Here is a 12,858-nt window from a genome sequence, read left to right as displayed (position 1 = left end):
CAGACCGCGCACGGGGCGCGGCCGGGGTGGTGCTGTTATGAGGATTTACGAACCCGCAGATACCATTCGCACAGCAGGCGCACCTGCTTGCGGGTATAACCTTTCTCCATCATGCGGTCGACAAAGTCATCATGCTTTTTCTGCTCGTCGGTCGAGGTTTTGGCGTTAAAGGAGATGACCGGCAGCAACTCTTCGGTATTGGAGAACATTTTCTTCTCTATAACCGTGCGCAGTTTTTCGTAACTGGTCCAGTTCGGGTTGCGGCCGCTATTATTGGCGCGGGCGCGCAGCACAAAGTTGACGATCTCGTTACGGAAATCTTTCGGGTTACTGATCCCGGCCGGTTTCTCAATCTTCTCCAGTTCCGCATTGAGCGATTCACGGTCAAACAGCTGTCCGGTATCGGGATCGCGGTACTCCTGATCCTGAATCCAGAAATCGGCATAGGTGACATAACGGTCGAAAATGTTCTGCCCGTACTCCGAGTAGGATTCGAGATAGGCGGTCTGGATCTCTTTGCCGATAAACTCGGCGTATTTCGGGATCAGGTAGCCTTTGAGGAACTCGAGATAGCGCTCGGCCTGCTCCTGTGGGAACTGTTCGCGCTCAATCTGCTGCTCCAGCACATAGAAGAGGTGTACCGGGTTGGCCGCCACTTCCACATGGTCGAAGTTAAATACCCGCGAGAGGATCTTAAAGGCGAAACGCGTTGAAAGGCCGTTCATCCCTTCATCGACACCGGCGTAATCACGGTACTCCTGATAGGATTTCGCTTTCGGATCGGTATCTTTCAGACTCTCGCCGTCGTAAACGCGCATTTTGGAGTAGATGCTGGAGTTTTCCGGCTCTTTCAGGCGCGACAGGATAGAGAAGCGCGCCAGCGTCTCCAGCGTCCCCGGCGCGCACGGCGCGTGGGAAAGCTCAGAGTGATTAAGCAGTTTTTCGTAAATCTTCATCTCTTCCGAGATGCGCAGGCAGTACGGCACCTTGACGATGTAGACACGGTCGAGGAACGCCTCGTTGTTTTTGTTGTTACGGAACTGCACCCATTCCGATTCGTTGGAGTGGGCAAGAATGATGCCGTTAAACGGCAGGGCGGAGATCCCCTCGGTGCCGTTGTAGTTCCCCTCCTGAGTGGCGGTCAGCAGCGGGTGTAGCACCTTGATCGGCGCTTTAAACATCTCGACGAACTCCATCACCCCCTGGTTGGCGCGGCAGAGCGCGCCGGAGTAACCGTAGGCGTCCGGGTCGTTTTGCGCGTGGTTTTCCAGTTTGCGGATATCGACTTTACCCACCAGCGCGGAGATATCCTGGTTGTTCTCATCGCCCGGTTCGGTTTTGGCGATGGCGATCTGCTCCAGAATCGACGGCCACACTTTGACGACGCGGAATTTGCTGATATCGCCGCCAAACTCATGCAGCCGTTTTGCCGCCCACGGCGACATAATGGTACCGAGATAGCGGCGCGGCACGCTGTACTCTTTTTCGAGGATCTGCGCATCTTCCTGCGGGTTAAACAGGCAGAGCGGATGGTCGTTGACCGGGCTGCGCTCGCCGTTGGCGCTCAGCACGTAGATTGGCACGCGCTGCATTAAGGATTTGAGGCGTTCAGCCAGCGAGGATTTACCGCCCCCGACCGGGCCGAGCAGATAGAGGATCTGTTTCTTCTCCTCAAGCCCCTGCGCGGCGTGCTTGAGGTAGGAGACAATCTGCTCGATAGCTTCTTCCATACCATAGAACTCTTCAAACGCCGGGTAGCGTCCGATAACCCGGTTCGAAAAGAGACGGGAAAGCCGTGGCTCCTGAGCGGTGTCAACCATCACGGGCTCACCAATGGCCATCAATAGCCGTTCTGCCGCGTTAGCATAGGCACTGCGATCTTGCTTACAGATGGCAAGAAACTCCTGCAGTGTGAACTCTTCGTCCTTGGCAGCTTCATAGCGCTGGCGATAGTGATCGAATATATTCATGGCATGCCGTCCTTTCGTTTTTTAGCACAGGTTAAGAGCCGTTCGTATGAGTAATGGAGGCTCCCGGAAGCGTTAGCTGAACGACGCTTTTAGTCACCGAGCAACCCTTGTGCCAGGTTGCATGCCAACAACTGAGCGCGGATCAGGTAAATCATCTTCTTAATTTAAGCGTAGAAGGCTTTGCAAATCTTGCATGCGCCCCAAAACCAATTTCAATGGCATATCAATAACTCATCCTAAAAATCCTGTTTTTGTCATAAGCCGCAGCCAGCGCTTTCATCGTTGTTTCATAACGCTGTAATGGGAGCGTCATAACTCCGCTTCAGAGTAGAAAGTTAATTTTTTGTAATCTTCAGACAAAAAGAGTTGGGCGGGGTGCGCGGGGCGACTACACTTCATCCGCCAATTATTTGACGAACAGGAAAGAAAGGACTGTGACCAAATTCAAACTCCTGGCACTGGGCGTAGTGACGGCGATCTCTGCCTGCGCGGCCAATGCAGAAAGCAATTTTTCTCTCGGTGCGGGTGTGGGCGTGATGGAGTCTCCTTATAAGGAGTACGACACGCGCGTAACGCCGCTTCCGGTTGTGACCTATGAGAGCGATGACTTCTGGTTCCGCGGCATCGGCGGCGGCTACTATTTATGGAATGACGAAGCGGACAAACTGTCGGTGATGGCTTTCTATTCACCGTGGCAGTTCAAGCCGAAAGATAGCGACAACATTCAGCTGCGCCAGCTCGATCGCCGCAAATCGACGGCAATGGCCGGTTTAAGCTATATCCATAACACGCAGTATGGTTTCCTGCGCACCACCCTTGCCGGTGACGTGCTGGATAACAGCAACGGCGTGGTGTGGGATCTGGCCTGGCTTTACAACTACACCAACGGCGGTCTGACCGTGACGCCGGGTATCGGCGTCGAGTGGAGCAGCGATAACCAGAACGAATACTACTACGGCGTATCGCGTTCAGAATCGCGCCGCAGCGGGCTGTCGAGCTACGATCCCGACAGCAGCTGGGATCCGTACCTCGAGCTGACCGTCAGCTACCGTTTCGCGGACAACTGGAGCGTTTACGGCACCGGCCGCTACTCGCACCTATCTGATGAGATCAAAGACAGCCCGATGGTGGATAAATCGTGGTCTGGTCTGCTCTCGACGGGTGTGACCTACCGCTTCTGATTGTGCACGTCTACAGTGCATGTTGTGCAATCCAACAGGGCCTATGGCCCTGTTTTGTTTTATGGTGGTGCGATTAACCCAGGAGGAGAAGATGGCAGAGAAAACGGTACGCCTCGGCGGCACGCTGCTGCCCGCCATCGGGCAGGGCACATGGTATATGGGTGAAAACGCCCACGCCCGGCAGCAGGAGGTTTCTGCACTACGCGCGGGCATCGATCTGGGCCTGACGCTTATCGACACCGCAGAGATGTACGCCGATGGCGCGGCAGAAGAGGTGGTCGGCGAGGCGCTGCGGGGCGGCCTGCGCGATAAGGTGTTTCTGGTCTCCAAAGTCTACCCGTGGAACGCGGGCGGGGAGAAAGCGATTGCCGCCTGCGAAGCGAGCCTGCGACGGCTGAAAACCGACGCGCTCGATCTCTATCTGCTGCACTGGCGCGGGAACTATTCGCTGGCGGAAACCGTTGAGGTGATGGAGAAGCTTATCCAGCAGGGGAAAATTCGCCGCTGGGGCGTCTCCAATCTCGATTACAGCGATATGCAGGAACTGATGCAGGTGAGCGGCGGTGACGCCTGCGCCACCAATCAGGTGCTCTATCATCTTGCTTCGCGCGGTATTGAATACGATCTGCTGCCGTGGTGTCAGCAGCAGGCGATGCCGGTAATGGCCTACTGCCCGCTGGCACAGGCCGGGCGGCTGCGAGATGGTCTGCTGGAAAACAGCGTGGTGCAGCAGATTGCCGACGCGCATCGCGCCAGCGCGGCGCAAATCTTACTGGCGTGGGTGATCCATCATCAGGGCGTGATGGCAATTCCGAAAGCATCGAGCATCAAACACGTTGAAGAGAATGCCGCAGCGCTTGCTATTGTGCTCAGTGATGAGGAAATGCAACAGCTGGACGCGGCGTTTCCGGCACCGAAGGGCAAAACCGCGCTTGATGTGGTGTAAGGCAGGCAATTCCCTCTCCCGGCGGGAGAGGGGAGGCAGGGCGATCAGCGTTTAACGACGCGGATGGTCTGCGCGAGGCGGGAGGGTTTCTCTTCGCTCGCTTTCTGCGCCACGGTCGCATTGACCGACTCGACGCAGACGAAGGTTTTGTAGCCATCATCCGGCATGTCGGCCATGCTGACGGAGAGCGCCGGACCCGGGTTCCAGGCAACGACGTTAGCGTTGTGGTGATGAGTCACTTCGATCGCGCGATTCAGCTTCGCGTCGTGGATCAGGCTGCAACCCTCGGCGTTGAGGTAGACGCGGTCGACGCGATCCGGGAAGGTCTGCACGCCGTCGGCCAGTACATCCTCTTTGGCGTCGTTCACTTTATCGATAAAGCGATCGCCGAGGCCGCTTACTTTGACGTCTGCGATATCGCCAACGTTGAAGTAGGTGTGCAGCGCAGAGGTGGTTTCAAACTCACCGTGTGCTTCCAGCTCCATTTCGCAGGTTGCTGCCAGTTTGAAACGGGCGAAGAGGGTGAAGTCGTGCGGCCAGTGCTGGCGCGACGCGTCGCTGCTTTGCAGTTCGAAGGTCAGCACTACGCTGCTCTCATCTTCGTTATGCGCCTGCAACGCCCACGGCAGGTTGCGGGCAAAACCGTGCGACGGCAGACCCTGCTCTTTCGCCGGGCCAAACCACGGCCAGCAAATCGGCACACCGCCACGGATCGCCACACCCTCTTTAAACGGCGTGTTGCCGCTCAGCCACAGTACCTCTTCTTCACCCTGCGGTTTCCAGCACAGCAGGTGCGCGCCCTGGTAAGCAAACGCGGCTTTTACCTGCGGATGATCGACAACCAGCACGTCGAGTTCATCCAGCGTGCGGCGCGAGAGCGTCGGCGTGATTTGTTCGACTACCGGAAGTGCAAAAATTTTAGTAATCATTAACGCAATCCTCTGTCTTCAAAACAAAAAAAGAGCGACCGAAGTCGCCCTTTCAGAAAGCTTACCATCTCAACTTATTTGGAGATGTGAGCGATCAGATCCAGAACTTTGTTAGAGTAGCCGGTTTCGTTGTCGTACCAGGAGACCAGTTTCACGAAGTTGTCGTTCAGTGCGATACCTGCTTTAGCATCGAACACGGAAGTGCAAACTTCGCCGTTGAAATCGGTAGAAACAACGTCGTCTTCGGTGTAACCCAGAACGCCTTTCATTTCGCCTTCAGAAGCGGCTTTGATGGCTTTCTTGATCTCTTCGTAGGACGCTGCTTTTTCCAGACGAACGGTCAGGTCAACAACGGATACGTTCGGAGTCGGAACGCGGAACGCCATACCGGTCAGTTTGCCATTCAGTTCCGGCAGAACTTTACCTACTGCTTTAGCAGCGCCGGTAGAGGACGGGATGATGTTCTGAGCTGCGCCGCGGCCGCCGCGCCAGTCTTTGTGAGACGGGCCATCAACGGTTTTCTGAGTTGCGGTGGTCGCGTGAACGGTAGTCATCAGACCTTCGATGATGCCGAAGTTGTCGTTGATAACTTTCGCCAGCGGAGCCAGGCAGTTAGTGGTGCAGGAAGCGTTGGAAACGATGTCCTGGCCTGCATATTTCTCGAAGTTAGCGCCACGCACGAACATCGGGGTGTTGTCTTTGGACGGACCGGTCAGAACAACTTTTTTCGCGCCGGCAGTGATGTGCTTACGAGCAGTTTCGTCGGTCAGGAAGATACCGGTAGCTTCAGCAACAACGTCAACGCCGATTTCGTTCCACTTCAGGTTAGCCGGGTCTTTCTCAGCAGTAACACGGATGGTTTTGCCGTTAACAACCAGGTGGCCGTCTTTCACTTCAACGGTGCCGTTGAAACGACCGTGAGTGGAGTCGTACTTCAGCATGTACGCCATGTAATCCGCATCTAACAGATCGTTGATACCAACGATTTCGATGTCAGAACGCTCTTGAGCAGCACGGAAAACAATGCGACCGATACGGCCAAAACCGTTGATACCTACTTTGATAGTCATATATTCCACCAGCTATTTGTTAGTGAATAAAAGGTTGGCTGTAAAATTACAAAAACCTTACGCAGCGTCAAGCGGAATCGTGTCAATCATTGCGACAAATCAATCATCCGCATGTCCGTGGTCAGACTGATTAATCTCACTTTCCCTTTGAGCATCTTCCCCATATGGGGTGCCGCCCAAGATTTTAAAGGTCACTAAAGATAAAAGTGTGAGACTCATCACAATTCCCTGGCTGCTTTATCGCAACTGCTAAGTTTAGAACAAAAGTCGAGCCCTGAGTGTTAATGTTTTGTTAGAATCAGGCTGATAAGTTGTCGAATCATGACCGCGAGATGTAAACAAATGGCGAATAATTCCTCCCAGGACGATCTGAAAAACGATCTGACCGAAATGCAGTTCTACGTAACGCAAAATCATGGCACCGAGCCGCCGTTTAGCGGACGCCTGCTGCACAACAAGCGCGATGGCGTCTACCACTGCCTGGTGTGCGATGCTGCGCTCTTCAGCGCCGAGACCAAGTATGATTCTGGCTGCGGCTGGCCGAGCTTCTACGAGCCGGTGAGCGAAGAGGCGATTCGTTATATCAATGATTACTCCCACGGCATGCAGCGGGTGGAAATCCGCTGCGGTAAGTGCGACGCGCATCTGGGGCACGTTTTCCCGGATGGCCCGCAGCCAACTGGCGAGCGTTATTGCGTCAACTCGGCGTCGTTGAGCTTTACCGATGAAGAGAATGGCGACCAGACTCGCGGTTGAAAAATCGATTCAGCTATTATTCCAGAGAGCAGAGTAAGATGAATATTGATGAGATCGTGAGCAATATGACGCCGGAGATTTACCAGCGTCTGGCGACGGCAGTTGAGCTGGGAAAATGGCCCGACGGCGTGGCGCTGACGCCGGAGCAGAAAGAGAACAGTCTGCAACTGGTGATGTTGTGGCAGGCGCGCAATAACGTGCAGGCGCAGCATATGACCATCGATACCAACGGGCAGATGGTGATGAAGAGCAAACAGCAGTTGAAAGAGGAGTTTGGCATCACGCCCAAACCGATCGCCACCTTCAAATCCTGACGCTCTGCCGGATGGCGGCGTAAACGCCTTATCCGGCCTACGGGCTTGCACGCTTTTGTAGGCCTGATAAGGCGCAGCGTCATCAGGCAGGTTTTCGGACCCGGAGCGGATTGCCGGATGGCGGCGTAAACGCCTTATCCGGCCTACGGAGTGGAACGCTTTTGTAGGCCTGATAAGCGAAGCCGCCATCAGGCAGGTTTTCGGACCCGGCGCGGATTGCCGGATGGCGGCGTAAACGCCTTATCCGGCCTACGGAGTGCCACGCTTTTGTAGGCCTGATAAGGCGCAGCCGCCATCAGGCAGTGCGCGGGAATCAGCAACACTTACCCCTGTGTTTCCAGCCAGTCCGCCAGCGTATAGAGCGTTGCGCCGCCGCTTGCCATCGCCATAAACGCCTGTGCGCTGTCGTCAGCATGCAGGTTTACGCCGCGGCAACCGTCGGTAATCACATTCACCTCATACCCAAGCTGTAGCGCATCCTGCACCGTAAACTTCACGCAATAATCGGTGGCTAAGCCCATCACTACCAGCTCACGAACGCCATGCGCCTGCAACCAGTCGTGAAGCGCCGTCTGCTGACGGTGGCCGTTATCGAAAAAGGCGCTGTAGCTGTCGATACGCGGGTTTTCCCCTTTGTGGAACACCGCATCGATGGCCTGCCGATCGAGCAGCGGATGCAGCGCCGCGCCCTCGCTCCCTTGCACACAGTGATCGGGCCAGAAGGTTTGTGGTAATCCCTCCAGCTCGCCAGTAACGAACGGTTCAACACCATGCTGGCTGGCGAAACTGCCGTGATTCGCCGGATGCCAGTCCATACTGGTCAGCACCGGCTCGCCGCGGCTTTTAAACCACGGTATCAATGTGTTTGCCACATCCACGGTGCTGTCGCCGCCCGCAACGGCCAGCGCGCCACCGGCACAAAAATCGTTTTGCAGATCGACCAGCAGCAGAGCGCGTGCTTTCATCGTTAACTCCTTACTCGTCCGGGGTCAGTTCACCGCGCAGGTTTTGCGTCATCGCGGTGCGGATCGCATTCGCGTCCAGATCCTGACTTAACAGATAGTGCAGTTTAGTCAGCGTCGCCTCGACCGTCATATCCGCGCCGCCAATTACGCCTGCATGGGCGAGGGCGTTACCGGTAGCATAACCGCCCATATTGACCTTACCGGACATGCACTGGGTCAGGTTCACAACCACGATGCCGCGCTCGCTCGCTTCCTGCAGCGCCTTAAGAAACTCGCGGTTTTGCGGCGCATTGCCCACACCATAGGAGCGCAGGATCAGCGCTTTTACCGGCTGCAGCAGGAAGTTGCGCACCACATCGGCAGAAATACCCGGGTAGATAGTCACCACGCCAATCGGTTGCGGGGTGATCGGATGAACGATCAGTTCGCCCACGGTGCTCGGCGCAGGCGGCGTGCCCAGACGGCGAATATGAATACCCGCTTCCAGCAGCGGCGAGAGATTCGGTGAGGCAAAAGCATCAAAACCATCCGCGTGGGCTTTGGTGGTACGGTTGCCACGATAGAGACGGTTGTTGAAAAAGAGGGTCACTTCGTTAATGGGGAAATTCGCCGCTACATAGAGCGCGTTAAGCAGGTTGATCTGCCCGTCGGAGCGCAGTTCCGCCAGCGGAATTTGTGACCCTGTCACAATTACCGGCTTGCCGAGATTTTCCAGCATAAACGACAGCGCGGACGCGGTGTAGGCCATGGTGTCGGTGCCGTGCAGGATCACGAAACCGTCATACTCGTCGTAGTGCGCCTTCACATCATGCGCAATATGCTGCCAGTCTTCCGGCGTCATATCGGAGGAGTCCATCAGCGGGGCATATTCGTGGATGGTGAAGTCGGGCATCTCCGGGCGATGGAACTCAGGCATCAGCGCCAGCTGGCGTTGCAGATGGCCGGAAACCGGCACATAGCCATGCTCTGAACGCTGCATGCCGATGGTGCCGCCCGTGTAGGCTACGTAAATGGATTTTTTTTTCATGGTAAGTAGGTTCTGACTGAATAAAAAAAATCCCCTCCGGCGGAGGGGATGCGTAAGGAAAAATTAGCGAACGGTGGCGCAGTTCAGGCACAGCGCATAACGGTTCTGCGGATCGTTAAACACCGCCAGTTTATCCGTTTCGGCTTTCACTTCCTGCGCTGCGCTGGCCAGCGTTGCAGGCAGATAAGCCTGCAACGCCTGCGGCAGCATGGCACGCACCGAGCCGGTCATGCTGTCCACCACGCGATCCAGTAAACCTGGCTCCTCTTCGTAGTAATCAACATGCCACTGTTTCAGCTTCGCCAGCTCTGCGGCTTTAGCAATCGCGTCATCGAAGTCGCCCAGCGCATCGACCAGACCGTTGTTTTTCGCATCCTGACCGGTCCAGACGTGGCCCTGCGCAATTTTATCCACCTGCTCCGGCGTGCTGTTGCGCGACTTCGCCACCAGCGTGATAAAGCGCTTATAGCCATTCTCAATGCTCAGTTGCATCATCTGCTGAACTTCATCAGGCAGCGCTTTGGTCATGCTCACATCCGCCAGCGGCGAAGTGGCAACGCCATCCGTATGCACACCGATGCTGTCGAGGCTATTCTCCAGCGTATTGATCACGCCGAAGATGCCGATGGAGCCGGTCAGGGTGCTCGGGTTGGCAACAATGTAGTTGGCTGGTGTCGAGATCCAGTACCCACCGGAGGCTGCCATGCCGCCCATCGAAACGACAACCGGTTTGCCTGCCGCACGGGCAGCGGCCAGTTCAGCGCGGATCACCTCGGAGGCGCTGACGCTGCCGCCCGGGCTGTTGACACGCAGGACGATCGCTTTGACCTTATCATCCAGACGCGCATCGCGGATCTGCGCCGCGGTGGTATCACCGCCCACGTTCCCCGGCGTCTCTTCGCCATCCATAATTGCGCCGTTAGCGAAGATCACCGCCACGGTACCGCCGACATCGGCCGGCGTTTTGGTTTGATAGTCATAGAAGCTGATGGCGCGGAAGTTTTTATCTTCCTTGCTCCAGCCAAACTGTTTCACCATCGCTTTTTCTGCGTCGGCGGCAGAGCCCAGCTCATCAACCAGCTTGTTATCCAGCGCATATTTCGCCGTATCGCCGTCCACTTTGCGCAGGCCGTCGAGCATCGCTTGCGCGCCAGGGAAGACCTGCTGGGCGGTAATTTGGCGGTTGGCCGCCACGGTGTTGAGGTAGTTTTGCCACAGCTCGCCGATCCAGCGGCTGTCCGCTTCGCGCGCGGCAGGGGACATATCGTCGCGAATGAACGGCTCAACGGCGGATTTGTAGGTGCCGACGCGGAAGACGTGGGTCGTCACTTTCAGTTTGTCGAGCAGCGCTTTGTAGTAGAGGCCGTTAGTGGCGAAACCATGCAGATCGACCACGCCCTGCGGCGAGAGCCAGATCTTATTGGCAAAGCTTGCAAGGTAGTACTGGCCCTGGCTGTAGTTATCGCCCACCGCATAGACCGGTTTGCCGCTGTCGCGAAATTCGCGCAGCGCTTTACCGATGTACTGCATTGAGGGCTGATCGGCCCCGGCGAAATTCTTCAGATCGAGCACAATGCCGGTAATGTTGCGATCCTGCTGTGCCTGACGGATGGTTTCGACGATATCGAAGAGTGAGTTCTCCTGCAGACGATCGGAGCTGGCGCCAAACAGCTGGCGACCCAGTGCGCCAAGGCGACCGCTGGCGGAGGTTTTATCGACCACCACGCCGGAGATATCCAGCAGCAGCGCGCCGCGCCCGCTGCGCTCTGCTTTGCTGTCGCTCATCTGCATCCATACGCCGACTGCCACTAAGATCAACACGATGAAGATAACGTTCATCACCAGGTTGCGGGTAAAGTTCAGCAGTCGCCAGCACCACTTAAAAAATCCGGCAATAATGCGCCAAAGGGTTTGCATGTATTCTCCCTGCGAGTTAACGGCCACCGCTGCCCGAGCGGCAAAGTGTGGTTATCCTAATTATCCCGCTGCCTCTTGTCAGCAGGAATCGCCTCCGGCGCTGTAACAATTTCTACGCCCATGTTAATTTTATGAACAAATTTCACAACAAGAGGTTAACTAATGGACGCACTTGAACTTCTCGTCAACCGACGCAGTGCTTCTCGCCTGGCAGAACCGGCTCCGGCTGGAGAGCAACTGGATAACATTCTGCGCGCCGGCATGCGTGCGCCAGACCACGGCACGCTGCAACCGTGGCACTTTTTTGTGATTGAAGGGGAAGGGCGCGAACGCTTCAGCCAGACGATGGAGCAGGCGGCGTGTGCTGCAGGCCAGGATGAAAAGGGCATTGAGAAAGCGCGCACCTCGCCGTTTCGTGCCCCGATGATTATCACCGTGGTGGCAAAGTGCCAGGAGCACCACAAAGTGCCGCAGTGGGAGCAGTTGCTCTCCGCCGGGTGTGCGGTGATGGCGATGCAGATGGCGGCGCTGGCGCAGGGCTTTAACGGCATCTGGCGCACCGGCCCGCTGACCAACAGCCCCGAGGTTCGCCAGGCATTTAACTGTGGTGAACTGGATCAGGTTGTTGGCTTCCTCTACCTCGGTACCCCGCAACTGAAAGCCTCTACCACGGTGACCGTGCCGGATCATACGCCGTTCGTTACTCACTTCTGAGTGCCGCTTTTGCCGGATGGCGATAAGCGCTAATCCGGCCTGGGCCACCACGCAGGTTTGCAGGCCGGATTAAACGCTGCCGTCACCCGGCAGCAGGATTACTTATGACTCGCGGCAAACTCTTCTTTGGCTTTCTGCAACTGCTGCTGGAAAGCCGGATTGGTGTGCAGGGTGGCGACAACCGCCGAGCCGACAACGCGCGCGGCGTCCACATCGCTCTGCCAGTGGTAACCACAGATCACCCGGCTTTGGCCCAGGTCGAAGCCGCGCTTGAGGATCTCGTTCTGCCGCTGCGGGTTGATTTCCGCCAGCACCAGTGCCGTGGCCCAGCCAATCGAGGTATGGCCTGACGGGTAGGATCCATTCTTCGACAGCTCATCCTGATCTTTGGTATTGCAGGTTGGCACGTTGTAGAAGGCGAAAGGACGAATGCGCATGTACTTCTGTTTTGCGCCGCGCGTCGCCAGATCGCCCGCATCTTCAATCATATTGGTCAGCAGCTTATGCAACTGCGGCGCATCTTTCTCGGTGATCGGAGAACCGAACGCGCCGGAGAAGGCATTGGCCACGCCGCCGCTGCTCAGGTTGGCGTCTTCTGCGGCAAGCTTGCCGCGCTCGGTATTGCGCAGTAAACGACCCTGCTCATACATTGCCTGATCGTTCAAAAAGGCGATGCTGCCCACTTCCGGCGGCGGTGGCAGCAGCGCGAGGCTATCTATCGCCTGGTCGTTTTTCAGGTAGTAGAGATCCGGTTTGGTGGTGGCATCATTTCCCGTTGGTACAAGAGCAAAGGCGTTGGCAGAAAGTAAACCCGCAAGACAGAGGGTAATAAGGCTTTTTTTCATTAGAGATTCCTTAGATTTTTGACTGCAACAGCCATAAGTGGCTGTTGTCATCTTTTTGTCATAATTCTTAGGAAATGACGTTGCGGTGAATCGCAAAACCGCGCCTGAGTGAGGTTTGGCGGTAGCGATTGCTCAAGATATAACCAGTGGATTCCACTGTTTCGTTCGCTTAATGAGCAACGGGATGCGAAATCGGATAGTCACACTTACCACCTTACGGTTTG

At 56.1% G+C, this 12,858-nt stretch carries 12 protein-coding genes; 5 read left to right on the top strand and 7 right to left on the bottom strand.

Features of this window, described 5'->3' with window-relative positions:
- Window positions 1-35 precede the first annotated feature (35 nt).
- Window positions 36-1,970, bottom strand: a complete 1,935-nt coding sequence (yeaG, locus tag N7V53_RS01000) for a protein kinase YeaG (protein ID WP_042714617.1) — start codon at window positions 1,968-1,970, stop codon at window positions 36-38.
- Between the two features lie 434 nt (window positions 1,971-2,404).
- On the opposite strand from yeaG, the gene N7V53_RS00995 reads away from it, so the two are divergent.
- Window positions 2,405-3,151 carry a MipA/OmpV family protein gene (locus tag N7V53_RS00995; protein WP_023481831.1) on the top strand — a complete coding sequence of 249 codons (747 nt, stop codon included), beginning with the start codon at window positions 2,405-2,407 and terminating at the stop codon, window positions 3,149-3,151.
- 91 nt (window positions 3,152-3,242) lie between these two features.
- Window positions 3,243-4,097, top strand: coding sequence for an aldo/keto reductase (locus N7V53_RS00990; RefSeq protein ID WP_279791606.1), 855 nt, complete (start codon window positions 3,243-3,245; stop codon window positions 4,095-4,097).
- 44 nt (window positions 4,098-4,141) lie between these two features.
- Here the strand turns inward: N7V53_RS00990 and N7V53_RS00985 are convergent, their stop codons facing one another.
- Window positions 4,142-5,026, bottom strand: a complete 885-nt coding sequence (locus N7V53_RS00985) for a D-hexose-6-phosphate mutarotase (protein WP_279791604.1) — start codon at window positions 5,024-5,026, stop codon at window positions 4,142-4,144.
- A 74-nt stretch (window positions 5,027-5,100) separates the two neighbouring features.
- A complete protein-coding gene (gene gapA, locus N7V53_RS00980; protein ID WP_023481291.1) occupies window positions 5,101-6,096 on the bottom strand; it encodes a glyceraldehyde-3-phosphate dehydrogenase in 996 nt (331 codons plus the stop codon).
- 342 nt (window positions 6,097-6,438) lie between these two features.
- On the opposite strand from gapA, the gene msrB reads away from it, so the two are divergent.
- Together msrB and N7V53_RS00970 are read left to right on the top strand one after the other, a co-directional pair.
- Window positions 6,439-6,852, top strand: coding sequence for a peptide-methionine (R)-S-oxide reductase MsrB (gene msrB, locus N7V53_RS00975; RefSeq protein ID WP_054802950.1), 414 nt, complete (start codon window positions 6,439-6,441; stop codon window positions 6,850-6,852).
- A 38-nt stretch (window positions 6,853-6,890) separates the two neighbouring features.
- On the top strand, window positions 6,891-7,166 hold the full coding sequence (locus tag N7V53_RS00970; RefSeq protein WP_023481791.1) for a YeaC family protein: 276 nt from the start codon (window positions 6,891-6,893) through the stop codon (window positions 7,164-7,166).
- A 323-nt stretch (window positions 7,167-7,489) separates the two neighbouring features.
- Here N7V53_RS00970 and pncA read toward each other — a convergent pair whose 3' ends face one another.
- The 3 genes from pncA to sppA all read right to left on the bottom strand — a co-directional run bounded on the left by pncA (window position 7,490) and on the right by sppA (window position 11,075).
- A complete protein-coding gene (gene pncA, locus N7V53_RS00965; protein WP_023481585.1) occupies window positions 7,490-8,131 on the bottom strand; it encodes a bifunctional nicotinamidase/pyrazinamidase in 642 nt (213 codons plus the stop codon).
- Between the two features lie 10 nt (window positions 8,132-8,141).
- On the bottom strand, window positions 8,142-9,158 hold the full coding sequence (ansA, locus tag N7V53_RS00960) for an asparaginase (protein WP_279791603.1): 1,017 nt from the start codon (window positions 9,156-9,158) through the stop codon (window positions 8,142-8,144).
- A 63-nt stretch (window positions 9,159-9,221) separates the two neighbouring features.
- Complete coding sequence (gene sppA, locus N7V53_RS00955; protein WP_279791602.1) at window positions 9,222-11,075, bottom strand: signal peptide peptidase SppA; 1,854 nt, start codon at window positions 11,073-11,075, stop codon at window positions 9,222-9,224.
- Window positions 11,076-11,237: 162 nt separating this feature from the next.
- Here sppA and N7V53_RS00950 point away from each other — a divergent pair, with 162 nt between their 5' ends.
- On the top strand, window positions 11,238-11,789 hold the full coding sequence (locus tag N7V53_RS00950) for an NAD(P)H nitroreductase (RefSeq protein ID WP_279791601.1): 552 nt from the start codon (window positions 11,238-11,240) through the stop codon (window positions 11,787-11,789).
- Between the two features lie 98 nt (window positions 11,790-11,887).
- Here the strand turns inward: N7V53_RS00950 and phoC are convergent, their stop codons facing one another.
- Window positions 11,888-12,634: an acid phosphatase PhoC gene (gene phoC / locus N7V53_RS00945; RefSeq protein WP_270220772.1), complete on the bottom strand. Its 747-nt coding sequence runs from the start codon at window positions 12,632-12,634 to the stop codon at window positions 11,888-11,890.
- Window positions 12,635-12,858: the final 224 nt, after the last annotated feature.

Source organism: Kosakonia sp. HypNH10 (genome assembly GCF_029850615.1).
GTDB lineage: Bacteria > Pseudomonadota > Gammaproteobacteria > Enterobacterales > Enterobacteriaceae > Kosakonia > Kosakonia cowanii.
This window is presented reverse-complemented; position numbering and strand designations above follow the sequence as displayed.